Source organism: Pigmentiphaga litoralis (assembly GCF_048632615.1).
In the GTDB taxonomy this organism is placed as follows: Bacteria; Pseudomonadota; Gammaproteobacteria; order Burkholderiales; family Burkholderiaceae_B; genus Pigmentiphaga; species Pigmentiphaga litoralis_B.
In genome coordinates, this window is record NZ_CP184479.1 from 271,360 (window position 1) to 294,016 (window position 22,657).

Annotated in this window: 17 protein-coding genes and 4 pseudogenes; 7 read left to right on the forward strand and 14 right to left on the reverse strand. The window is 64.5% G+C overall.

The genetic code is table 11. From position 1 onward, the window contains the following. Nucleotides 1-54 precede the first annotated feature (54 nt). Nucleotides 55-489, reverse strand: coding sequence for a hypothetical protein (locus tag ACNANG_RS01305; protein WP_420225670.1), 435 nt, complete (start codon nucleotides 487-489; stop codon nucleotides 55-57). A 167-nt stretch (nucleotides 490-656) separates the two neighbouring features. On the opposite strand from ACNANG_RS01305, the gene ompR reads away from it, so the two are divergent. The 3 genes and pseudogenes from ompR (at nucleotide 657) to ACNANG_RS01320 (ending at nucleotide 3,300) form a co-directional block, all read left to right on the forward strand. Beyond that, a complete protein-coding gene (gene ompR, locus ACNANG_RS01310; RefSeq protein ID WP_420225671.1) occupies nucleotides 657-1,337 on the forward strand; it encodes a two-component system response regulator OmpR in 681 nt (226 codons plus the stop codon). A 16-nt stretch (nucleotides 1,338-1,353) separates the two neighbouring features. Beyond that, nucleotides 1,354-2,714 (forward strand): annotated as a pseudogene (locus ACNANG_RS01315) (ATP-binding protein). Between the two features lie 25 nt (nucleotides 2,715-2,739). Next, nucleotides 2,740-3,300, forward strand: a complete 561-nt coding sequence (locus ACNANG_RS01320; RefSeq protein WP_420225672.1) for a peroxiredoxin — start codon at nucleotides 2,740-2,742, stop codon at nucleotides 3,298-3,300. 44 nt (nucleotides 3,301-3,344) lie between these two features. Here the strand turns inward: ACNANG_RS01320 and ispF are convergent, their stop codons facing one another. Together ispF and ACNANG_RS01330 are read right to left on the reverse strand one after the other, a co-directional pair. Then, nucleotides 3,345-3,893 (reverse strand): 2-C-methyl-D-erythritol 2,4-cyclodiphosphate synthase, encoded by a 549-nt coding sequence (ispF, locus tag ACNANG_RS01325; RefSeq protein ID WP_420225673.1) that lies wholly within the window; start codon nucleotides 3,891-3,893, stop codon nucleotides 3,345-3,347. Beyond that, a pseudogene (locus ACNANG_RS01330) lies at nucleotides 3,880-4,723 on the reverse strand (2-C-methyl-D-erythritol 4-phosphate cytidylyltransferase). Before ACNANG_RS01330 ends, ispF begins: the two are co-directional and overlap by 14 nt. A gap of 121 nt (nucleotides 4,724-4,844) precedes the next feature. On the opposite strand from ACNANG_RS01330, the pseudogene mfd reads away from it, so the two are divergent. Both mfd and serB read left to right on the forward strand, forming a co-directional pair. Beyond that, nucleotides 4,845-8,284 (forward strand): annotated as a pseudogene (gene mfd, locus ACNANG_RS01335) (transcription-repair coupling factor). Between the two features lie 89 nt (nucleotides 8,285-8,373). Beyond that, nucleotides 8,374-9,246, forward strand: coding sequence for a phosphoserine phosphatase SerB (gene serB / locus ACNANG_RS01340; RefSeq protein WP_420225674.1), 873 nt, complete (start codon nucleotides 8,374-8,376; stop codon nucleotides 9,244-9,246). 138 nt (nucleotides 9,247-9,384) lie between these two features. On the opposite strand, the gene ACNANG_RS01345 is transcribed toward serB, so the two are convergent. From ACNANG_RS01345 to ACNANG_RS01355, 3 genes are all read right to left on the reverse strand, one after another. Continuing rightward, nucleotides 9,385-10,122, reverse strand: a complete 738-nt coding sequence (locus tag ACNANG_RS01345; RefSeq protein ID WP_420225675.1) for an antibiotic biosynthesis monooxygenase — start codon at nucleotides 10,120-10,122, stop codon at nucleotides 9,385-9,387. A gap of 3 nt (nucleotides 10,123-10,125) precedes the next feature. Next, entirely contained in the window at nucleotides 10,126-11,094 is a 969-nt protein-coding gene (locus tag ACNANG_RS01350) for a Bug family tripartite tricarboxylate transporter substrate binding protein (RefSeq protein ID WP_420225676.1), read from the reverse strand. Nucleotides 11,095-11,217: 123 nt separating this feature from the next. Next, nucleotides 11,218-12,174, reverse strand: coding sequence for an SMP-30/gluconolactonase/LRE family protein (locus tag ACNANG_RS01355; protein ID WP_420225677.1), 957 nt, complete (start codon nucleotides 12,172-12,174; stop codon nucleotides 11,218-11,220). 247 nt (nucleotides 12,175-12,421) lie between these two features. On the opposite strand from ACNANG_RS01355, the gene ACNANG_RS01360 reads away from it, so the two are divergent. Next, a complete protein-coding gene (locus tag ACNANG_RS01360; RefSeq protein WP_420225678.1) occupies nucleotides 12,422-13,414 on the forward strand; it encodes a LysR family transcriptional regulator in 993 nt (330 codons plus the stop codon). Between the two features lie 12 nt (nucleotides 13,415-13,426). Here the strand turns inward: ACNANG_RS01360 and rimO are convergent, their stop codons facing one another. The 6 genes and pseudogenes from rimO to phaC all read right to left on the reverse strand — a co-directional run bounded on the left by rimO (nucleotide 13,427) and on the right by phaC (nucleotide 19,845). After that, nucleotides 13,427-14,896, reverse strand: coding sequence for a 30S ribosomal protein S12 methylthiotransferase RimO (rimO, locus tag ACNANG_RS01365; protein WP_420225679.1), 1,470 nt, complete (start codon nucleotides 14,894-14,896; stop codon nucleotides 13,427-13,429). Between the two features lie 54 nt (nucleotides 14,897-14,950). Further along, a complete protein-coding gene (locus tag ACNANG_RS01370; protein WP_420225680.1) occupies nucleotides 14,951-15,304 on the reverse strand; it encodes a hypothetical protein in 354 nt (117 codons plus the stop codon). 31 nt (nucleotides 15,305-15,335) lie between these two features. Continuing rightward, nucleotides 15,336-16,318: pseudogene (locus ACNANG_RS01375) on the reverse strand (tRNA dihydrouridine synthase). A 461-nt stretch (nucleotides 16,319-16,779) separates the two neighbouring features. Beyond that, on the reverse strand, nucleotides 16,780-17,349 hold the full coding sequence (phaR, locus tag ACNANG_RS01380) for a polyhydroxyalkanoate synthesis repressor PhaR (RefSeq protein WP_420225681.1): 570 nt from the start codon (nucleotides 17,347-17,349) through the stop codon (nucleotides 16,780-16,782). Between the two features lie 111 nt (nucleotides 17,350-17,460). Beyond that, a complete protein-coding gene (gene phbB, locus ACNANG_RS01385) occupies nucleotides 17,461-18,198 on the reverse strand; it encodes an acetoacetyl-CoA reductase (RefSeq protein ID WP_420225682.1) in 738 nt (245 codons plus the stop codon). Nucleotides 18,199-18,261: 63 nt separating this feature from the next. Further along, nucleotides 18,262-19,845, reverse strand: a complete 1,584-nt coding sequence (gene phaC / locus ACNANG_RS01390) for a class I poly(R)-hydroxyalkanoic acid synthase (RefSeq protein WP_420227676.1) — start codon at nucleotides 19,843-19,845, stop codon at nucleotides 18,262-18,264. 359 nt (nucleotides 19,846-20,204) lie between these two features. On the opposite strand from phaC, the gene ACNANG_RS01395 reads away from it, so the two are divergent. Continuing rightward, a complete protein-coding gene (locus ACNANG_RS01395) occupies nucleotides 20,205-20,468 on the forward strand; it encodes a hypothetical protein (protein ID WP_420225683.1) in 264 nt (87 codons plus the stop codon). 4 nt (nucleotides 20,469-20,472) lie between these two features. Here ACNANG_RS01395 and pgeF read toward each other — a convergent pair whose 3' ends face one another. Together pgeF and ACNANG_RS01405 are read right to left on the reverse strand one after the other, a co-directional pair. Next, nucleotides 20,473-21,357: a peptidoglycan editing factor PgeF gene (pgeF, locus tag ACNANG_RS01400; RefSeq protein WP_420225684.1), complete on the reverse strand. Its 885-nt coding sequence runs from the start codon at nucleotides 21,355-21,357 to the stop codon at nucleotides 20,473-20,475. Between the two features lie 148 nt (nucleotides 21,358-21,505). Then, the gene (locus ACNANG_RS01405; protein WP_420225685.1) at nucleotides 21,506-22,528 is read right to left on the reverse strand and encodes an RluA family pseudouridine synthase; all 1,023 of its coding nucleotides are present in this window, start codon (nucleotides 22,526-22,528) and stop codon (nucleotides 21,506-21,508) included. Nucleotides 22,529-22,657: the final 129 nt, after the last annotated feature.

Sequence of the window (22,657 nt, forward strand, 5' to 3'; positions counted from 1 at the left end):
CCGGATTCACTTCAACCCCACCCAACACGATGCCAACCCACACCACGCAATGGGTCAGCGCTTCTTGTCGCGGTAGGGCTGATAGACTTCCTGGGTCGCGTTGCGGATTTCCTGGCGCAGCTGATTGCGCTCTTCGGACGTCAACTTGCGGGGCACCTGTTGCCGCTCGTCTTGCGTGACCGGGCCGGCCCAGCCATCCATGCCAGCCGATACCACGTCAACCGGGCTGTCGGTCAGCACGGCGGTACGACCATCGGCCTGGCGGGCCTGCAGCGTGCGCGACATGGCGCGATCGATCCGCCCTTCCATGTCGGCCTGCATGCCGTCCCGCGATGCACCCGCTACCCGTGCCTGCAGACGCGCGTCGCGCGTTTGTGCAATGACCACCCCCGCCGAGGCCGCGGCAACGACCACCGCCACACCGGCGATGGCAAGTGGGCCGCGTGTCCACCGTTTGCGCAAGGAAAAGGGAAGGATGACTTTGTTCACAACTCCATCATACGACGGTGAAAACAGGGCCTCACGCACTCAGCCGTGACCAAGTCCCCATTTCTGTAACAACCAATGTCCCTTGCTGGATTGATACAACTGGCTCCGTTACATTTGCCGCATGTCACTAGCCAACGCCCCCAAAAATCCTCGTCGTCGATGACGACGTGCGTCTGCGCGACCTTCTGCGCCGCTACCTTGCCGAGCAGGGCTTCTCCGTCTGGGTCGCGGAAAACGCCCAGACCATGAACAAGCTCTGGCAACGCGAACGTTTCGATCTGCTGGTCCTGGACCTGATGCTGCCCGGGGAAGATGGCCTGTCCATTTGCCGCCGTCTGCGCGGCGCGCGGGACAGCACGCCGATCATCATGTTGACCGCCAAAGCCGAAGACGTGGACCGTATCGTCGGCCTCGAAATGGGCGCCGACGACTACCTTCCCAAGCCCTTCAATCCGCGTGAATTGCTGGCCCGGGTCAACGCCGTGCTGCGCCGCCGGGGTCCCGAGGAACATCCGGGCGCGCCGAGCCAGGACAACGAGTCCGTGTCCTTCGGCCCGTATGTGCTGAATCTGGCCACCCGTACCCTGACCCGTGACAACGAGCCGGTCGCCCTGACCACCGGCGAGTTTTCGGTGCTGAAGGTGTTTGCCCGCCATCCCAAGATCCCGCTCTCGCGTGACAAGTTGATGGAACTGGCGCGTGGCCGTGAATATGAAGCGTTCGACCGCAGCCTGGACGTGCAGATCTCGCGCCTGCGCAAGCTGATCGAACCCGATCCCGCGAAGCCCGTGTTCATCCAGACCGTCTGGGGCCTGGGCTACGTGTTCGTTCCCGATGGCGGCAGCTGACGGCACCTGATTTTTCATGTCCGTTGCCCTGCGTGTGGCGTCTCGCTTAGGCCTGTTCAGCCGCACCTTTCTTTTGTTGACCGTCCTCATGACGGCCAGTCTGGCCGCGTGGCTCCAGGCTTTTCGAAGCATGGAAGTGGAGCCGCGCGCGCAACAGGTCGCTCAGCAGATCGTCACCGTCGTCAACATCACCCGCGCCGCGCTGGTGCACTCGGCGCCCCGAGAGCGACGCTACCTCCTTCTGGACCTCGCTACGAACGAGGGCATCCAGGTCTACCCCCGCGAATCCGGCGATCACACCGTGCCCATCCCGAATCGGCAGGTGTTGCAGCGCGTGGAGGAACAGGTGGTCGATCGCCTGGGCCCCGACACCATCGTCGCGTGGGAGGTCAACCGCATTCCCGGCCTGTGGGTCAGCTTTTCCATCGATGACGACGCCTACTGGATGGTCGTCGAGCGCGATCGCGCCGAGCGCGTGCCGGGCGTGGAATGGCTGGGCTGGGGCGCGGCGGCCCTGCTGCTCTCGCTGTTGGGCGCGGCGGTGATCGTGGGCTTCGTCAACCGGCCCCTGTCCCGGTTGTCGCGGGCAACGCAGGCCCTGTCGCGTGGCGAGACGCCCTCCCCTTGCCTGAAAGCGGACCGGAAGAAATCCGCCGCGTGAACACCAGCTTCAACCGCATGGTCGAAGAGCTGGACCGCGCGGAAGCCGATCGCGCGCTCATGCTGGCCGGGATTTCGCACGACTTGCGCACGCCGCTGGCGCGGCTGCGGCTCGAGATCGAAATGAGCGGCGCGTCGGAAGCGTCGCGCAACGCCATCGATGAAGACGTCGAGCAGATCAACCGCACCATCGGCCAGTTCATGGAATACGCCCGTCCGGCATCGTCGACCGATTCGACCCACAACGTGTCGGAACTCGTGTCCGACCTGATCGAGCGGGAACGCAGCCACACGGAAGCCGTGGGCGGATCGCTATCGGCCGACGTCCGGCCCGACCTGTGGGCGCGGATCGCCGCGCCGGATCTGCAGCGCGCCGTGGGCAATCTGATCGAAAACGCCCGGCGCTATGGCCATGGTCCGGATGTTCCGCTGCGGATCGATGTCAGCGTCAAGCCGCAAGGCGCCAATGTGGTGATCGAAGTGGCGGACCGCGGGCCAGGGATCAAGACCGAAGACGTGCCGCGCTTGCTGCGCCCGTTCACGCGGGGGTCGGACGCGCGGACCGATGCCGGCGGCGCCGGGCTGGGCCTGGCGATTGTCCGCCGCTTGCTGCAACGCGCCGGGGGTACGCTGACCCTGGTGCCGCGAGATGGTGGCGGGTTGGTTGCCCGCATCGTCCTGGCAGCGTCGTCGGTCAGACCGGCGGACGGCAAATGATTATCCATCCAAGCCAGGAGAGCCCATGAAAACGGTCGGCGACAAACTCGAAGCATTCAAGGTCAACGGGGTCAAGCCGGGCTTCAATGCGCCCGAAGAAAACGGCGCGTCGGCGTTCGAGACCCTTACGGAAAGCTCGTTTCCCGGCAAGTGGAAGGTCATCTACTTCTACCCGAAGGCCTTCACGTTCGTGTGCCCGACTGAAATCGTCGGATTTGCAAAACTGGCGAAGGACTTTGAAGATCGCGACGCCGTCCTGATGGGGGGATCGGTCGACAACGAATACGTCAAGCTGGCGTGGCGCCGTGAGCATCCGGACCTGTCCCGATTGAACCACTATCAGTTCGGAGACACCCGCGGCGACCTGGTGGACCAGCTTGGCATCCGCGACAAGAACGAAGGCGTGGCGCTGCGGGCCACCTTTATTGTCGACCCGGACAACACCATCCAGCACGTGTCTGTGAACAACCTGAATGTGGGACGCAATCCGGACGAAGCCTTGCGCGTGCTGGACAGTCTGCAGACCGATGAATTATGCGCGTGCAGTCGCGGCGTTGGCGGCTCGACGTTGTCATCCTTCGCCTGACGATTTCCAGGGTCGTAGCCCCGCCGGCGGCCACTGCCGCCCGGTCAATCGCCTTTGTACAGGTCGGTCACCTGAAAGGGATCGGGCTTGCGCGCCAGCATCGCCACTACCGTGGCCGCAATGCCTTCCTTGCGTCCGAGATAGCCCAGGGACTCGTTGGTCTTGGCCTTCACATTGACGCAGTTGACCGAAATGCGCAGGTCGTCGGCAATATTGCGCACCATGGCCGGTGCGTGCGGTCCGATCTTGGGCGCCTGCGCATGCACGGTGGCATCCACGTTGACCACTTGCCAGCCGGCGGCGTCGACGCGCTGCATGGCGGTACGCAGCAGCACGCGGCTGTCGGCGCCCGCATAGGCGGCATCGGTATCCGGGAACAGCCGGCCGATGTCGCCCAGCGCCGCGGCGCCCAGCACCGCGTCGGTGATCGCGTGCAGCAATACGTCGGCGTCGGAATGGCCAAGCAATCCGTGGGTATGCGGGATGGTGACGCCACCGATGATCAGCGGCCGGTCGGGCACCAAAGCATGCACATCGAACCCTTGTCCGATGCGAAATGGGAAAGCGCTAGGGATTGCGTCATGCGTGGTCATCGATCCATCGTTCCATCAGGTCAAAATCTTCGGGCCAGGTCAGCTTGAAATTTCTCAATGAGCCCGGAACTAAGCAGGGTGCGTAGCCGAGTGCTTCGATCGCGCTGGCTTCATCGGTCACCAACGTTCCTTCTCGGGCGGCAGTATCCAGCGCCTTGCGCAGCAGACCGGCGGGAAACATCTGCGGGGTCTGCGCCTGCCACAATCCGTCGCGGGACACGGTGGCCGCCACGCGGGGGATGGATGCGGCCCGGATCTTGCGACTTGATGGTGTCGGCCACGCGCAAGGCGACCAGACCGCCGGTGGTCTGCCGGGTGTCCAGGCGAGCGGCGGTGCGCTGATCGCCTGACGTGATTGTGCTGTCGTCCTGGCCCGCTCCATCCGGCTCCCCAGCCCTGTTCCCGGCCTGATTCAGGCAGGTGTCGATCAGGTCGGCAAGAATGCCTGGCGACAGTCCCGGTCGTGCCGCGTCATGCACCAGCGCCCAGGTGTCGTCGGGCAGGCGCAGCGCAGCCAGGGTGTTGCGGACGGTGTCGGCACGAGTCGCGCCACCGCAGGACAGGATGTCGACCCGGTCCATGCCCTGCAAGGCCGTGTGCGCCCAGGGGTCGCCGTCGGTCACGGCGACCACGACACGGGCAATGCGCACGTCTTGGAGCAAGGCGGCGACGGCCCGGCGCAACATTGGCTGGCCGGCCAGCAGCCGGTACTGCTTGGGCACGACGGGTTTGGACGTTCCTGCAAGGTCCGGATCGCTGGTACGCGGGACAGCCCGCGCACCAACTCCGGCCGCTGGAACGATAGCGATTAACTGAGGGGGTGCTTGCATGCCTCCTATAATACGGAATTGCCGTGACGCTCGCGCTGCCCCCGGCGCGGATCACTCAACCTTGACACTGATGTCCGCTCCCACCTCCGCTATCAAGCCGTCTGCTTCCCCGTCCCGTCCCATGACCGACGGCCTAACCGCGCCGTCTGCCTTGACGCGTGCACTGCTCGCAGCGCTCAAGCCGGGGGAACGCTACGGCCAGCCTCGCCCCCCGGCGCGGGCGATGCCTGGCTGCTGGCGGACCTGGCCCGGCAGGCCCGGCGCCCCCTGGCGATCCTGACTGCCGACCCGCTCGATGCGCAGCGTCTGGCCGAAGAAATTCGCCAGTTCGCGCCCGAGTTGCGGGTGAACCAGTTTCCCGATTGGGAAACCCTGCCCTACGACGCGTTTTCTCCGCATGAAGACCTGATCTCGGAGCGCCTGAAGGCCCTGCACGGCTTGTCCAGCGGCACGGTGGACGTGCTGACGGTGCCCGTCACGACCGCCATGTACCGGCTAGCGCCTCCGTCCTTTCTGGCGGCGTACACGTTTTCGTTCAAGCAGGGCGACCGGTTGGACGAATCGGCGCTGCGAGCGCAACTGACCCTGGCCAACTATTCGCACGTGACGCAGGTGACCGCGCCGGGCGAGTTCTGCATCCGCGGCGGACTGATCGACCTGTTCCCGATGGGCTCGGCCCTCCCCTACCGGATCGACCTGTTCGATGACACCATCGAATCGATCCGCAGCTTCGACATCGATACCCAGCGCAGCGTCTATCCGGTCAAGGAAGTGCAGATGCTGCCGGGCCGCGAATTTCCGATGGACGAGCCCGCGCGCAATGACTTTCGCGCCCGCTTCCGCGAATTCTTCGAAGGCGACCCCTCGCGGGCCATGCCGTACAAGGACATTGGCAGCGGGATCGCCTTTCCGGGTGTCGAGTACTACCTGCCGCTCTTCTTCGACGAGACGGCCACGCTGTTCGACTATCTGCCCAAAGACGCCATTACCGTCACGCTGGGGGACACTGAAGACGCGATCCGCCGCTTCGAAGCCGATACCGCCAGCCGCTATGGCTTCCTGAAAAGCGATCGCGAACGGCCGATCTTGGCGCCCGCGCGCATTTTCCTGGACACCGAAGGTCTGTTCGGCCACCTGCGGCAGTTCCCGCGGCTGGCGCTGACGCCCGATCGCAACCATCCCTCGTTCATCACGCCGCCTGACGTGGCCGTCCAGCGCAAGGCGGACGACCCCGTGGCGCGGCTGCGAGCCCAGGTCTCGGGGGCGGATACCCACGTGCTGCTGTGCGCCGAATCGGCGGGCCGGCGCGAGACCATCGTGCAGATGCTGGCGGAATTCGGCCTGCATCCGCAACCCGTCGACTCCGTGCAGGATTTCCTGGCGCGGCCCAGCGGCTTTGCCATCGGCATTGCGCCGCTGTCGTCGGGCTTCGGCTTGGCCGACAGCAAGCTGCTGTTCCTGACCGAAAGCGACCTGTTCACGGGTCATGCGGTCCGCCGCGGCAAGCGCAATCAGGAACGGGCCAGCAACGTCGAGTCGATGGTGCGCGATCTGTCCGAACTGCGGGTGGGCGATCCGGTCGTCCACACGCAGCACGGCATCGGCCGTTACCAGGGCCTGATCGTGATGGACATCGGCGAAGGCGACATGGAGTTCCTGCACCTGGAGTACAACGGCGGCAGCACGTTGTATGTGCCGGTGTCTCAACTCCACGTGATCTCGCGCTACAGCGGCTCGGACCCCGAAACGGCGCCGCTGCATCAGCTTGGCTCGGGCCAGTGGGACAAGGCGCGCCGCAAAGCGGCCACCCAGGCACGCGACGCCGCCGCCGAGCTGCTGAATATCTACGCGCGCCGCGCCCTGCGCGAAGGCTATGCGTTCAAGCTGCCCTTGTCCGACTACGAAGCGTTCGCGGAATCCTTCGGCTTCGAAGAAACCGTGGACCAGTCGCTGGCCATTCAGGCGGTGATCAAGGACATGACGTCGGGCAAGCCCATGGACCGCCTGGTGTGTGGCGACGTCGGCTTCGGCAAGACCGAAGTCGCGCTACGCGCCGCCTTCCTGTCGGTCATGAACAGCAAGCAGGTGGCGCTGCTGTGCCCCACCACGCTGCTGGCGGAGCAGCACGCGCAGAACTTTGCCGACCGCTTTGCCGACTGGCCGGTGCGCGTGGCGGAGCTGTCACGCTTCAAGTCCGCCAAGGAAATGGCCGCGTCGATCGAACTGATCAACGAAGGCAAGATCGATATCGTGATCGGCACGCACAAGCTGCTGTCCGACAAGGTCAAGTTCAAGAACCTGGGCCTTGTCATCATCGACGAGGAACACCGCTTTGGCGTGCGGCAGAAGGATGCCCTGAAAGCCCTGCGCGCCGAAGTGGACGTCCTGACCCTGACGGCGACACCCATCCCGCGCACGCTGGGATTGTCGCTGGAAGGCATCCGGGATTTCTCGGTCATTGCGACCGCGCCGCAAAAGCGGCTCGCCATCAAGACCTTCGTGCGCCGCGAAGACGGCAGCACGGTGCGCGAAGCCCTGCTGCGCGAATTGAAGCGCGGCGGGCAGGTCTACTTCCTGCACAATGAAGTGGACACCATCCACAATCGGCGCGCCAAGCTCGAAGAACTGGTGCCCGAGGCGCGTATTGCCGTGGCCCATGGCCAGATGCCCGAACGGGAACTGGAACAGGTCATGAAGGGCTTCTATCAACAGAAGTTCAACGTGCTGCTCTGCACGACCATCATTGAAACCGGCATCGACGTGCCGAGCGCCAACACCATCGTGATCCATCGGGCCGACCGCTTTGGCCTGGCCCAGCTGCACCAGTTGCGCGGCCGGGTCGGGCGCTCGCATCACCAGGCCTACGCCTACCTGATGACCCCGGGCGAAGACGCGATCACCAGCAACGCCAAAAAGCGGCTCGAGGCCATTCAAGCGATGGAAGAACTGGGGTCCGGTTTCTACCTGGCCATGCACGATCTGGAAATCCGCGGCGTGGGCGAGGTGCTGGGCGAGAACCAGTCGGGCAATATCCAGGAAGTCGGCTTCCAGATGTACAACGACATGCTGAACGAAGCCGTCCGTGCCTTGAAGGACGGGCGCGAGCCCGACCTGAATGCGCCGCTGTCGGCCACGACCGAGATCAATCTGCACGTGCCGGCCCTGCTGCCGAATGACTACTGCGGCGACGTGCATGCGCGCCTGGCCGTCTACAAACGCCTGGCCAACTGCGAAGATGCCGAGGCGGTCGACATCATCCAGGAAGAACTGATCGACCGATTCGGCAAGCTGCCGGAGCCCGCGCGCGCACTGATCGATATCCACCGCCTGCGGCTGCAGGCCAAGGGCGTGGGCGTGATCAAGATCGATGCAAGCGAAGCCGCGGCTGTCCTGCAGTTCGTGCCGAATCCGCCGATCGACCCCATGCGCATCATTACCCTGGTGCAGAAAAACAAACACATCAAGCTCGCCGGGCCGGACAAGCTGCGCATCGAGATCAAGGCGCCCGACCTGAAGTCGCGGGTCGAAGCCGTTCGCACCACCTTGCGGTCGCTGGTCTGAAGCAGACCGTTTTTTCGGCGGCCCCGGGCCGTGGCGCTTATCGTTCGTATCGACCCAGCACGTATTCTTATCTTTCTACCGATTCATCCGTGACCATGACCCATCTCGTTGTCCAGGCGCCGGTGCTTGCCGATGCCGATCTTTCCCACCTCCAGACGCTGGTGCAAGCCAGGCGCGACATCGACCTCGCGCCGCACGCGCTGCGCATGACGGACGTGCGCGACGACGCCGAGACGCGCATCGCGGTCAAGACCTACTGCACCGAAGCGGGCATCGACTGGGCGTTCGTCGACCCGGGCGCGCGCCTGGCTGACTGGAAGGTGTTGGCCATGGACATGGACTCGACCCTGATATCGATCGAATGCATCGACGAAATCGCGGACATGGCCGGGCTGAAGGCACAGGTTTCCGCCATTACCGAAGCCGCCATGCGCGGCGAGATCACTGACTTCAAGGACAGCCTGCGCCGGCGCGTCGCACTGCTACGCGGCCTGCCGCTGGACGCCCTGCAGCAAGTCTATATCGAGCGCCTGAAGCTGAACCCCGGCGCCGAACGGCTGGTGGCAACGGCCCGCGACTCGGGCGTCAAGACGCTGCTCGTATCCGGTGGATTTACCTGGTTTACCGGCCGGCTGAAAGAACGGCTGAATCTGGACGCCGCCCACGCCAATACCCTGTCGGTCGATGCGCAGAACCGCCTGACCGGCGAAGTCGATGGCGATATCCTGGACGCCCAGGCCAAGGCCGATCATCTGGTCGCGTTTGCAAAGCAGCACGGCGCCCTGCCCTCGCAGGCGATCGCAATGGGGGATGGCGCCAACGACCTGACGATGATGGGCGTGGCAGGCTTGAGCGTCGCGTACCACGCCAAACCGGTGGTGCGGGATCAGGCAACCCGGTCCATCAATGTGTGTGGCCTGGACAGTGTCCTGAACTGGTTCGAAGACACCGCGGGGAATTGAACGGAATCCCAGCCTGCGAGTGCGCATCGGTCGATGTGCTCTTGCGTGAACAGGGCACGGTGCTTTTGCATTCGGACCGAGCTGCCCTGCAGGCACGCGGCGATTTTACTTTTGATCAGCCGCGTGCCTCCGCCCGCACTACCTGTCTGTGCGCACGTACGGCGTGCCGATGGCGTGATAGACATTCTGCTGCACGTCCTGCACGCCCGCATCCATGGCTTGCCGTTCTGGCCGGCTCAACCACGCGGCCAGCGCCTCATCGTTCGACGGCGTGACCGACGTGAATTCCAGGATTTCGACATAACGCGCGTCATCGTGCGTTTCCTGATAGACCCGATAACGCCGGCAGCCGGTCATCTCGCGCGTGGCGGCGGCTTCCTGCCGGGCCTGTTCCAGGGTCAGGCCCAGTGGCCGCCGGGTGTGACGCACGACCACGGACGAGCCGGCGTGCTGCGCCGGGTCGGCATGCCGCGTACCACCGGGCGCCAGCGCCAGTTGCCGCAGATTCAGCCTGATGCGGTCCTTTCCAAAAAAGCTCCAGATCCGGCCTGACCATGGGCTGGGATGCGTCGTCACGTGTTGAAAGCCGGGGCTGGCTTCCACCGATTCGTCCACCGTCTCATACAAGGCCAGGAATTTGGGAAAGGCCTCGTCGCTGAAGTAGCGGGTGCCGCTGACAAAGCCGTCCAGATCGACAATCTGCGGGATGTGCTCGCGCTCGTACCAGGCGTTGAATTCTTCTTCGCGTTCCGGCGCCACGTGCAGCCAGACGGCGATCATGCCGGAAGGAATCGAGCCGGCGGTTCCCGCGGCCGCCGCTGCCGCGGTGGTGTCGTTTGTCGTCGCCGCAGCGGAGGTTGTTTGTGTCGTCGTCATCGTTCACTCCATCTTGATATTGGCGTCCGCGATCACGCGCTTCCACAGCACGAGTTCGCTGGCCACGAGCTTGTCGAAGGCGGCCGGCGAACCGGGCGAAGGATCGGCCCCCGCCGCCGCCAGCTGCGCGCGCACGTCGGGCTTGTCCAGCGCAATGTTCAGCTCGCGATTCAGCCGGTCCACCACGGCGGGCGGCGTGCCTGCGGGGGCGATCAATCCGTACCAGGCAACCACCTCGGCTCCGGGCAAGCCGGCCTGCGCCACCGTGGGCACGCCCGGCAGCGCAGCCGAAGGCGACGGACCCGCAATCGCGATGGGCCGCAACTGTCCGGCCTTGATGAAGCCAAGCACCGGCGGCACACCGCTGAACAGCAGCTGCACCCGGTGCGCCAGCATGTCGGTAACGGCGTCCTGATTGCCCTTATAGGGCACGTGCACGATCTTCACTTGCGCCAGAGACCGGAACAGCTCCCCCGCCAAGTGATTGGTGCTGCCTATGCCGGACGACGCAAAGTTCAGTTGCCCTGGATGCGCCTTGGCGTAGGCCACGAGTTCCGGCAGCGTTTTGGCAGGGATCGCAGGATCGACCAGCAGCACATTCGGGCTGCTTGCGATCAGCCCGATCATGGACAGGTCCTTCTGCGTGTCGAACGGCATTTTGTCGCCGTACAAGGCTGGATTGACTGTCAAGGGGCCGGTCGTGCCGATACCAATGGTGTAGCCATCCTTCGGCGCCTTGGCGACCAGATCGACGCCGATGTTGCCGCCCGCACCGCCACGGTTTTCCACCACGACGGGCTGTTTCAATTGCTGCGCCAATGGGACGGCAAGCGCGCGGGCCAGAATGTCGACGGTGCTGCCCGCGGCGAATGGCGCGATCAGCCGGATCGGCCGCGCCGGGTAGTCCTGCGCCAGGGCGGGCAAGGCGGTGGCGAACGCCAGCAGCCCTGCCGCCAGGATCGAAAGTTTCATGCTGTCTCCTGCTGCGTATTGTTGGTTGGTCCCGGTTGATCCTGGCCCGGTTGTTCTCGTTCTGGTCGTTCTCAACCTAGTTGTTCCCGTCCCGCGTGCTCTTCAACTAGTTGATATATACAACTATTGTGCGCCTGTCCGCGCCGCATGCAACGGGGGTTCGCCCTGATGCGAATACAGCGGCAACCCGGGGTGCGGCATGCGCGCCTGCAGCACGGCGCCCTGTTCTGCTTCGGTGATGAACAACGTCCGGTTATCCGGTCCGCCGTAGGCCACGTTGGTCGTACGGCGACCCGCGCACGATCGCACACGCAGCAAGGGTTCGCCGTCGGCGCTGAACAGCCAGACGGTGCCCGCGCCCGCATGGACCACCGCCAGGTTGCCGGCCACGTCCACGGCCAGCCCGTCCGGCCCGGTGGGGCTGCCCGACAACTGGATGAAGCGACCCAGCTTTCCGACCGCCCCGCCCGCTCCCAGCGCCAGACTGTAGATGGCGTTGTCGCGCGTGATGGCGATGTACACCAGCCGTCCGTCGGGGCTGAACGCAATGCCGTTCGGACCGGCCAGACCCTCAACGACGCACTCCAGCGCGCCCGTCCCCGCCCGTAACCGATAGACTCTGCCGGTGGGCCGCCTCAGATCGCTGCCGCCCTGATCGGTGAACCACAGGTCACCGTCCGGCGAGAACGTCAAGTCGTTGACGCCTTGCAGCGCGACCGACTGCGGCGTGGCACCCACCACGCCGTTAAAGCCGCCTTGCCCGTCCAGACACACGATGCCATGACGCCGGTCGGCCACCAACACACGCCCGTCGCGGTGCACAGCCAACCCGTTCGGCTCACCGTCGTAATCGGCGACCAGCGAGAATTCGCCGGCCGCTGACACGCTGAACACGCGTCCATGCGCCAGGTCGGTGCAGTACAGCGTACCGGTTCGGTCGAACGCCGGGCCTTCCAGAAAGGAATGCAGCGGGCCTGCGCCCCGGGTATCCACCCAGGACGATGGGGAATCCGTGCGATGCCAAGCGGTGGGCAGGACGGCGAATCGTTCGGTCGGCAGGTCGGGCGGCGCAGGATACATGGCGGCTGTGGTAGCAAAAGGGCCATGATGGCCGCCGCGCGTCTATTGCGATAACGGTTTATGCAGATTCTGCCCATCTGGATTCAAGATGGCCCGTATGATGAGACATGGTGCCGGTTCGCATGCGGCCCCCAAGGGCGAGAGCCGGCGCCCAAGGGCGAGAGCGGTATTGCCACCCGTTGCACGGATTGCGGGCTGATCGCTCTACGGCGCCACGCCTTGTCACGCCCCCTTCTTCCTGCCCATCATGGACCTTCGCCGCCTTCGTTACTTTGTCGCCATCCAGGAAACCGGCAGCTTTTCCCAAGCCGCCTCGCGGCTGCACATCGTCCAGAGCGCGCTGAGCACCCAGATCCAGAAACTGGAAGCGTCTTTGGGCGTGCAGCTTTTCGTGCGCGATGCACAGGGCGTGCGTCCGACGGCAGCGGGCGCCCGACTGCTCGTGCATGCCCGCGACATTCTGGATCGGGTGGCGGCGGCGGAACGTGACGTCAAAGTCCATGGCCAGGCCGAAGGCGGTGTGGTCCGCATCGGCATCCCGAGCAGCATCAGCCGCATGCTGACGGTGCCCCTGCTCAAGGCCGTGGAAGCCGCCCGACCCCGCCTGACGCTGCAAGTGGTCGAAGTACTGACGGCCGAGCTGGAATCCATGCTTTTGCAAGACAAGCTGGATATTGCGTTGCTGATGGTGGCGGGCGAGCCGTCGGGCAGCTTTGAATCACAGCATCTGCGCAACGAACCCTTGTACCTGGTCGGCCATCCGGACGCCGCCCATGACTGGCCCGACCGTGTGCCGATCGCCGCGCTGGACCGCACCGACCTGATCCTGCCCACGACGCGCCATGGCGTGCGGCAGGTGCTGGCACGCGAGGCCGCTCAGCAAGGCCTGCGGCTGCGGATCAAACATGAACTCGATTCGATTCCACGCACCGTGCAACTCATCGCCGGCGGCGCCGGCGCGTCGGTCATGCTGGTGTCGTCGTTTGTGGAAGAGTGGCGGGCCGGACTGGTCGCCGCCCGGCTATTGGTAGACCTGCGCACGCCCGTGACGCTGCGGCAGGCGACCGCCAGGGGAGCAACCCACCCAGCGGTGGCCGAACTGCGTCGGCTGATTCGGGAAACCGCCCAGCGCCTGACCGCGGACGGGACGTGGCCGGATGGGACTAAAGGGCCAGGGCGAAACGCGTTCGGGCAAGACGGCCTGAAGGTCAAGCCGGATACCGCTTCGACTCCGCCCTAGTGCGCACTGTCGTCAGGCGACGTCGCCCCACAGATCGTGCGCGTCCGACCCGGCGATCTTGACCGATACGATCTCGCCGGCCTTGAAGCGCTTCCAGGGCTTGTCGGGCGTCGCGATGAACACATTGCCATCAATGCCCGGCGCATCCGCCATGGATCGCGCCACGCCGCCATCCTGGTTGACTTCGTCAACGATGCACTTGAGCGTCTTTCCGACCCGGCGTGCCAGGCGCTTGCGAGAAATCTCTTCCTGCACCTGCATGAACCGGCCCTGACGCTCGGCGCGCACCTCGTCGGGCACCGGGTCCGGCAGGTCGTTGGCGGTCGCACCGTCTACCGGCGAATAGGCAAAACAGCCCACGCGGTCCAATTGCGCTTCCCGCAGGAAGTCCAGCATCTCTTCGAATTCCGCATCGGTTTCACCTGGAAATCCGGCGATGAAGGTGCTGCGGATCGTCAGGTCCGGACAGATATCGCGCCAGGCGCGGATCCGATCCAGATTGCGCTCCGACGAGGCCGGACGCTTCATGAGCTTGAGGATACGCTGGCTGGAATGCTGGAATGGAATGTCGAGGTACGGAAGGATGCGCCCGCCGTTGGCGTGCGTCTCGTTCATGAAGGGCAGCACCTCGTCCACGCTGGGGTACGGGTAGACGTAATGCAGGCGCACCCAGACGCCCAGCTGCGACAGTTCGCGCGTCAGCTCGGTCATGCGCGTACGCACGGGCTTGCCGTTGACGAAGCCGGTGCGGTACTTGACGTCGACGCCATAGGCGCTGGTGTCTTGCGAGATGACCAGGATTTCCTTCACGCCGGCCTTGACCAGGTTTTCGGCCTCTTTCATGACCTCGTTGATCGGCCGCGACACCAGGTCGCCGCGCATCGACGGGATGATGCAGAAGCTGCAGCGGTGATTGCAGCCTTCCGAAATCTTCAGGTACGCGTAGTGCTTGGGCGTCAGGCGTACGCCCTGCGGCGGCACGAGATCGGCAAAAGGATCGTGCGGACGGGGCAAATGCAGGTGCACCGCCGACATGACCTCGTGCGTGGCGTGCGGGCCGGTCACGGCCAGCACCTTGGGATGCACCTTGCGCACCACGTTTTCCCCGCCCTCTTCCTTGGCGCCCAGGCAACCCGTCACGATCACCTTGCCATTGGCCTGCAGGGCCTCGCCGATGGCGTCCAGGCTTTCGCGGACGGCGTCATCGATGAAGCCACAGGTATTGACGATGACCAGGTCGGCGTCTTCATACGTCTTGGACGTGTCGTAGCCTTCGGACCGCAGCTGGGTCAGAATGCTTTCGGCATCGGACCCGGCTTTTGGACAGCCCAGGCTGACAAAGCCGATCTTGGGCGACACGCCCCCCGGCAGTGCCGACGACGGCGAACCGTCCGACGGCAACCGCTGACCGGTGGCGTCCGCCGAAGCTGGCTTGGAAGTATCGGGCAGCGCGGCGAGGTTTTCTTGCAGTACGAGGGACATCTGGCGTGCCGACAGGGTTTGTCCTGGCGGCCGATAGGAAGGGAACCCGGCATTTTACAGGTACTTACCGGCTTGGCGCATTTTGCCCGGTCCACTGTGGCGTGGCGGCTTCACTGCAGGGATGGGACCGTGCACTGTAGTCCACCCGATGCCGGTGTGGACCGGCACGGTGAGAACCGGCACGGTGTGAACCGGCATGGTGTGAACCGGCACTGTGTGAACCGGCACTGTGTGAACCGGCACGGTGTGAACCGGCACGGTGTGAACCGGCACGGTGTGAACCGGCACGGTGTGAACCGGCACGGTGTGAACCGGCACTGTGTGAACCGGCACGGTGTGAACCGGCACTGTGTGAACCGGCACGGTGTGAATCGGCATGGCGCGAATCGGCACGATGCGAATCGGCACGGCGCAAGCCGTCGTCGCATCTTCCGCTAAGTCACAGCGCCGCTTCGGCGTCCTCGATTCCGCACATGGCGCCTGCCTGCTCGATCCGGCTGCGTATCTCTTGCGCGTCATGCACGCGGCGCAGCGAGTCGTGCAGTTCTCCGGCCTGGGGCCACGTCCGCTTCAGGTGCGTCAGCCACATCTTGACGCGACCGTGCTCGTGACGCGACGCCACGCGGGTCTGCAGCTTGTTCAGGTACTCCAGCAATTGCCCCAGCACGGTCGGCCATTCCGATGCCTGCGGTATCGGGTCCGCCAGCCCCCGAATGCGCAAGGCAAGGAACGGATCGGCCACCGCCCCGCGTCCGATCATGACGTCATCGCAGCCGCTGACGGCACGGCAACGCGTCCAATCATCCACGGTCCAGACATCGCCATTCGCGGTCACCGGCACATCTACGGCGTCGTCGATACGCGCAATCCATTCCCAGTGCGCGGGCGGCCGATAGCCTTCGTCGCGCGTGCGCGCGTGCACCACCAGCGACGCGGCGCCGCCGTCGGCCAACGCGTGCGCGCAGTCGATGGCCAGCGCCTTGTCGGTGACGCCAAGCCGCATCTTCGCGGTTACGCGAATGCTGGCCGGCACGGCGGCGCGTACGCTGGCGACGATGGCATGCAACTGTTCGGGATGGGCGAGCAACATGGCGCCACCTCCATGCCGGTTCACGACCTTGGCCGGGCACCCGAAATTCAGGTCGATGCCATGCGGCGACACCCGCGCCGCCTGGGCCGCATTGATGCCCATCCATTCCGGATCGCTGCCCAGCAGCTGGATCACCATGGGCGTGCCCGACGGCGTGAACGCCCCGTGCAGCACTTCGGGCGTATCCCGCTCGTACACTCGCAAGGGCAGCAAGGACCCGACCACCCGGACGAATTCGGACACGCACCCGTCAAGGCCCCCTGGCGTGTCAGCATGTCGCGCATGACGTAATCGGCCAGCCCTTCCATGGGCGCCAGCATCAGGCGGCTCATGGCGTTGCCCGTATGGTGCCGATGCTGCCTGCACAGGCGCAATACGTCGCCGCGCGGCCGTTGGAACGGCGCGGGGCGCACGCAACAGGGGAAGGGAAAAGGAAGGACACGCGCGACATGAGACGCCGCAGCGTCGTGACGGCGGCCGGAGAGGATCAGGCCGCGAGTTTACCGGTTTTGGAACCGAGACCGATGCCGTGGGGACCGGCAACGGCCGGGCGTTAGCTTGCGGATTGATGGCCACGTCATGGTTGCTGGAAACTGCCTGCTATCGGCCGCTGCCTGCCGCTGGCCACTGCCAACTGCCTGCCACTGACCAGTGCCGCTACTGTCCAGTGCCGCTACTGGCGACTTCCGCTACTGGCCACTTCCGCTACTGGCCACTTCCGCTACTGGCCACTGCCTGCGGCTAGCCACTGGCCTGCCGCTGCCACCTGCCTGGTAGCAACCGCACCGTCGTCCTACTTGCGATCCTTGTCCACCGGCGGCACCGTAAACGGAAAGGCCGTGAACATCGACTTGGTCTGGTTCTGCATCTGATCCTGCATCTGCACGAACAGATTCTTGCTCTGATCGATGTAGTTGCTCATCATGCTTTTGATCATCGGCGTCTGGACATTCATGAACTGCGCCCAGGCTTCGGGACCGAACTGGTTGCCGTACAGGCCCTTGGACTGCTCGCTGACCTTGTTCTGGATTTCCATGAAAGCTTGGATATTCTGTTCCAGGTACGAGCCCATGATGCCCTGCATCGCGTGGCCATAGAAGCGGATGATCTGCGACAGCATGGTCGCCGTGAACATCGGCGCGCCGGCCGTCTCTTCTTCAAGAATGATCTGCAGCAGGATGCTGCGGGTCAGGTCGTCGTTCGACTTGGCGTCGATCACCTGGAATTCGGCGTTCTCGAGCACCAGTTGCTTCACATCGGCCAGCGTGATGTAGGTACTGGTCTGCGTGTCGTACAGTCGGCGATTCGGATACTTCTTGATCATCCGCAACGCCTTGCCAGTTCCTGCTTGCTGGTTCGCCATCTTGTCCCCACGCTCGTGCTGTTATGAAGGCCGGTGCGGCGTGCTGCGCCGCACCGTCAACCCGGAGTGTAGTGCACCACCGATACTCACCGGCGGTGCATGCCTTGGGGCTTACCCCATGTGCAGGCCGCCATTGAGCGAGAAGTCCGCGCCGGTGGCGAAACCGGCGTCTTCGGACGCGAGCCAGGCGATGATGGAGCCGATCTCATCGGCCGTGCCCAGGCGCTTGACCGGGATCGTCTCGACGATCTTTTCCAATACCTCGGGCCGGATCGCCCGGACCATGTCGGTCCCGATATAGCCCGGCGATACGGTGTTCACCGTGACGCCCTTGGACGCGACTTCTTGCGCAAGCGCCATGGTGAAACCGTGGATGCCCGCCTTGGCCGTCGAGTAGTTGGTCTGCCCGAACTGCCCCTTCTGGCCATTGACGGAACTGATGTTGATGATGCGCCCGAACTTGCGTTCGACCATGTCTTCGATGACCTGTTTGGTCACGTTGAACAGGCTGTTCAGGTTGGTGTCGATGACCGCGCGCCAGTCGTCCAGCGACATTTTGCGGAACAGCCCGTCACGCGTGATGCCCGCGTTATTGACCAGCACATCGATGGGCCCGATCTCTTGTTTGACCTTGGCGAAGGCTTCTCGCGTCGAATCCCAGTCCGCGACGTTGCCGACGGACGCGTGGAAGGTGTAGCCAAGCGCAGCCTGTTCGTCGATCCACTGCTGAAAATTCCGGCTGGGGCCGCAACCCGCCACCACAGTGAAGCCCGACTTGGCAAGGCGCTGGCAGATCACCGTACCGATTCCGCCCATGCCGCCAGTGACATATGCCACTCTGTTTTCCATACGGTGCTCCTCTCGATTGGCAAGGGGGCCATCCCCCTGCGCTTTTAGGTATGCGTCATCCACTTACATTGCACGGGCCAGCACGTAGCGGCCTGGCGCGGCTTCGATCACCGGATGCTGCTTGTTGCCCAGCGCGGTCTTTGCCTTCACCTCCGCGCCGGAATGCGATTTGAGCCAGGCTGCCCAGTCGGGCCACCAGCTGCCGGCCACCGACCGCGCCGTATCGATCCACACCTGGGGATCGGCGCCCGTGGCAGGCGCGACGCCGTTGGCAACGACGTCGTTGACCCAGTAATTGCGTCGATTCTTGACCGGCGAGTTGATGACGCCGGCAATGTGGCCCGACGCGCCGAGCACGAAGCGGGTCGGCCCCTGCAGCAGGTGGGTCGATGCGAACGCCGACGTCCATGGCACGATGTGATCGTCGCGCGAACCGTACAGGTAGGTGGGCACCGACAGCGTCGTCAGGTCGAGCGGCTGACCACACACCGTGGTCTTGCCAGGAATCTTCAGGTTGTTTTCAAGATAGGTATTGCGCAGATACCAGGCGTAGAACGGACCGGGCAGATTGGTGCCGTCGGCGTTCCAGAACAGCAGGTCGAAGGCTGAAGGCGCCTCGCCCTTCAGGTAGTTGTTGACGACGTTGTTCCATACCAGGTCGTTCGGGCGCAGGAACGCAAAGGTGTTGCCGAGTTCGCGCGCGGCCAGCAGCCCGCCCTGGGCGAACTGGACTTCACGCAGCTTGGCCTGCGCTTCGTTCACGAAGACCTTCAGCACGCCGGTGTCGTGGAAGTCGAGCAGCGTGGTCAGCAAGGTCATGGATGCCGCGGGAGATTCACCGCGCGCTTCCAGCACGGCCAGCGCGGTCGCAAGCAGGGTGCCGCCCACACAGAAGCCCAGGGTGTTGACCTGATCCTGGCCAGACACTTCCTGCGCCACCGTCAGCGCCTTGATGACGCCGTGGTCGATGTAGTCGTCCCACGTCGCTTGCTGGATGCCATCGGTATCCGTGGTCAGCGGATTGCGCCACGACACCAGGAACACGCTGATGCCCTGCTCCAGCGCATATCGCACGAACGAGTTGTTGGCCTGCAGATCCAGGATATAGAACTTGTTGATGCACGGCGGCACGATCACCAGCGGGCGCGCATGGACCCGGGGCGTGCGCGGGGTGTACTGGATCAATTGGAACAAGGCGTTTTCGAACACCACGGCGCCTTCGGTCGTGGCGATCGACTTGCCGATCTCGAACGAGGTTTCGTCGGTGTTGGAAATGCGGCCCTTCTGCAGGTCATTCAACAGATTGACGATGCCCTGCTGCAGGCTTTCGCCGCCTGACGAAATGAACTTTTGCTGTGCATCGGGATTGAGAGCAAGGAAGTTGGACGGCGCCATGGCGTCGATCCACTGCATCATCGCAAACCGGATCTGCTCGCGCGCCGCGTCAGGCACGTCGACGTTGTCGGCCATTTGCAGCAGCGTGCGGGCGGACAGCAGGTAGGCATGCGCCATGAACGCATGCGCCGGACTGTTGGCCCAGGCCTGGCCGGCAAAACGGGGGTCCGCCACCGGGGCCAGCGCGCCGCGCGTGGCTTCACCACACAGCGCGGCCCACTGCTGCGAGAACTGGTTCTGGATCTCAAGCATTTTTTCAGGCGCAACGGCAACGCCCGCGGGCGGAGCAAAGCCGGGAATGCCTGCCGGGCCGGCGGCTTGCGCGGGTGACGCCTGGGCGGTGGACGACTGCGGGGCAGAGGCCTGTGGAGTCAGGGCCTGCTGCCAGGCTTGAAGCCAAGCCAGGGGATTCATGACATCTATCGGGGGCTGGCTCAAAACGTACACCTTGTTGTATCGATCGCGTCTACGACTGCATAGTGCATAGCGTACCGGAGCGTGTCAAATAGGAGTTGCCTCCTCGTCCTGAACGGGATGAGGGTATGTACTCAGTGAATGCGCCCTGCCGAAACTCGCGTAGATTAGCGGTCCGTGCAACGAGGGTTACCGTCATGTATTTTGCTGGCCTGGTCGCCATCGGCTGGATGTATGTCACGCTGATGATGGCCATCACGCAACCCACCGTCATGGCCGGGATTGCCACCTTCTTTTTCTATGGGCTGTTGCCCGTGACGATCATCGTCTACGTGATGCTCGCGCCCGAGCGCGGACGCCGCCGCAAGGCACGCGAGGCGGCGGAACGCGAGGCGATGCTGGCCGCCGACATGGCGCGGAAGAACGGGGATAAGGCGCAAGATGCGCCACGACATCGCTAGCGTGTCAGCGATCGCGCGGCCGCAGCGGCAGCCGTGCGTCAGTGGGTCCGTTCAGCCAGGCCAGCGTCGCAAAACGGCCGGTCTGGCCGTCGCGGCGATAGGAAAAGAAATGTTCGCTATCCGTGACCGTGCAGTGGCCGCTCAGGGTGACATCCTGAACGCCCGCGCGGCGCAGTCTGCGGCGGGCCAGCCCGGGCAGATCGGCCATCCATTTGTGCACTGCGGCACCGGGCTGGAAGCAGCTTGCCGCGCCCGGGTCGTCCGCCAGAAACGCCGTTCGTACTTCGCTTCCGACTTCGAATGCGGTCGGACCGATGGCAGGGCCGATCCAGGCGCGTAAGGGCATACGTTTCCCGTGACTGCCCATGGCCTCGACGGTGCGTTCCAGCACCCCTGCGGCCAGGCCACGCCAGCCGGCATGGGCCATGGCAAGCACGCTGCCATCGCAGGCTGCGAGCACCACGGGCAGGCAGTCGGCCGTCATGATCGCCAGGACCTTGCCGGGCGTGCGGGTCATGGCCGCATCACCGCAGGGCGCTTGCCCAGCAGCAGCGTCCAGGCCAGTATCGGCGACATTGGCGTTCACATCGGCATCTGCACCTGCATCGGCGTCGACCACGTCCGTGCCATGCACCTGCTGCAGCCACAGCGGCGCAGCGGGCAGCAAGACAGCAAGACGCTGCCTGTTCTCGGCCACACGGGCCGGATCATCACCAACGTGATCCCCCAGATTCCAGGACGTAAAAGGAGCGCTGCTGACGCCGCCCAGCCGGGTAGTCACGAAGATGCTGACACCGGGCCAGGCGGGACCAGGCAAGGTGAACGGCAATGACGCGGATGCCGCTGTGACGCCCTGGGATGCGTGATTTTCGGAAGCGAAACGGGACATGACGGAGTTCCTTCTTGACATCGACGGCCGGATGATGGTGTGGATATGCTGCGGTGCGATCCGGCCGCCTGGCTGCATGACACGCGGGTCACAAGGCCGTGTCCCTACCCGGATACCGAAGCAATATTCCTGGGCCTGACAGTGGCCGTTACAGGCGCGGCAGTTCCGGCCGCGTCGGAACCGGATTCCAGTCGATCGCATCTATGACCGCCTGCATGTCGCTTGCGATGGGCGAACTGAACTGGACGGGCTTGCCGCTGACCGGGTCTTCAAATTGCAGTTCGCGGGCATGCAGCATCTGGCGCGCGGCGGGCGGCACCACTTTTCCGCCGTACAGCGCGTCAGCCAGCAGGGGCAGGCCCAGGCTGGCCATATGCACCCGGATCTGATGCGTGCGGCCCGTCTCCAGCTTGCAGATCACCTGCGACACCACCGTTTTGTCGCCCAGCAGCCCCTGGCGCATGGCCTGGTAATGGGTAATGGCGGGCTTGGGGGCGATAGGCCGGTCCACGCTCATGCGCACGGGCACGCGCACGTCGCGGCCGATCGGTTTATCGACCGTCCCGCCCGCTGGTGCGGCGCCGACTGCCAGCGCGACATAACGCCGTCCGACAGTGCGCGCCTGGAGCTGGCGCACCAATGCCGTCTGCGCCGTTTCATTGCGGGCCACCACCATCAGGCCGGACGTGTCCTTGTCCAGCCGGTGTACGATGCCCGCACGGGGCACCCGCGCCAATTCAGGGTAGCGGTGGAGCAAGCCGTTGAGCAGGGTCCCTTGCCAATTGCCGGCGCCGGGATGCACCACCAGGCCTACCGGTTTATCGACTACGATCCAGTCCGGGCTTTCGGCGATCACCGGAAATTCGATGGGTTCCGGGCTGAACGCACGGGCTTCAGGCGCGGCTTCTTCCCAGACGGTCAGTTCATCCCCGGGACCGACCAGTTGCCGCACAGTTGCGGCCTTGCCGTTGACCAGCACGCCACCGCGTTCGATCCAGCCCTGCAAACGGCTGCGCGAATGTTGCGGGATCAGCTGGGCAAGAACCTTGTCGAGCCGGTCGGCTCTAATCGAGGCCGGCACGTCAAGCTGCCGCGGTTCCGCTTCCTGGACTTCGGTCTGCGCATCCGGAACGGGTGAGTCGCGGTCGGGTTGTGACAAAGAATGTGGCATCTGGGCGCGGCCTGGATGCCAGGCCGAATATAATCAGGAATAGTCAATCTGAGGAACACCTCCATGCAGTTGAACACAATCGCGGCAGACGCCGGCATGTCCGTCGGCGTGAACCGCAACGCCCCCAGC

What these genes read in the sequence shown, in the direction of transcription:
- ACNANG_RS01350 (WP_420225676.1), bottom strand. Translation starts at nt 11,094, where the DNA reads ATGAAACTTTCGATCCTGGCGGCAGGGCTGCTGGCGTTCGCCACCGCC.
- ACNANG_RS01395 (WP_420225683.1), top strand. Translation starts at nt 20,205, where the DNA reads ATGTATTTTGCTGGCCTGGTCGCCATCGGCTGGATGTATGTCACGCTG.
- phaC (WP_420227676.1), bottom strand. Translation starts at nt 19,845, where the DNA reads ATGCTTGAGATCCAGAACCAGTTCTCGCAGCAGTGGGCCGCGCTGTGT.
- ACNANG_RS01405 (WP_420225685.1), bottom strand. Translation starts at nt 22,528, where the DNA reads ATGCCACATTCTTTGTCACAACCCGACCGCGACTCACCCGTTCCGGAT.
- phbB (WP_420225682.1), bottom strand. Translation starts at nt 18,198, where the DNA reads ATGGAAAACAGAGTGGCATATGTCACTGGCGGCATGGGCGGAATCGGT.
- ACNANG_RS01320 (WP_420225672.1), top strand. Translation starts at nt 2,740, where the DNA reads ATGAAAACGGTCGGCGACAAACTCGAAGCATTCAAGGTCAACGGGGTC.
- pgeF (WP_420225684.1), bottom strand. Translation starts at nt 21,357, where the DNA reads ATGTCCCGTTTCGCTTCCGAAAATCACGCATCCCAGGGCGTCACAGCG.
- ispF (WP_420225673.1), bottom strand. Translation starts at nt 3,893, where the DNA reads ATGACCACGCATGACGCAATCCCTAGCGCTTTCCCATTTCGCATCGGA.
- rimO (WP_420225679.1), bottom strand. Translation starts at nt 14,896, where the DNA reads ATGTCCCTCGTACTGCAAGAAAACCTCGCCGCGCTGCCCGATACTTCC.
- ACNANG_RS01355 (WP_420225677.1), bottom strand. Translation starts at nt 12,174, where the DNA reads ATGTATCCTGCGCCGCCCGACCTGCCGACCGAACGATTCGCCGTCCTG.
- ACNANG_RS01360 (WP_420225678.1), top strand. Translation starts at nt 12,422, where the DNA reads ATGGACCTTCGCCGCCTTCGTTACTTTGTCGCCATCCAGGAAACCGGC.
- ACNANG_RS01345 (WP_420225675.1), bottom strand. Translation starts at nt 10,122, where the DNA reads ATGACGACGACACAAACAACCTCCGCTGCGGCGACGACAAACGACACC.
- phaR (WP_420225681.1), bottom strand. Translation starts at nt 17,349, where the DNA reads ATGGCGAACCAGCAAGCAGGAACTGGCAAGGCGTTGCGGATGATCAAG.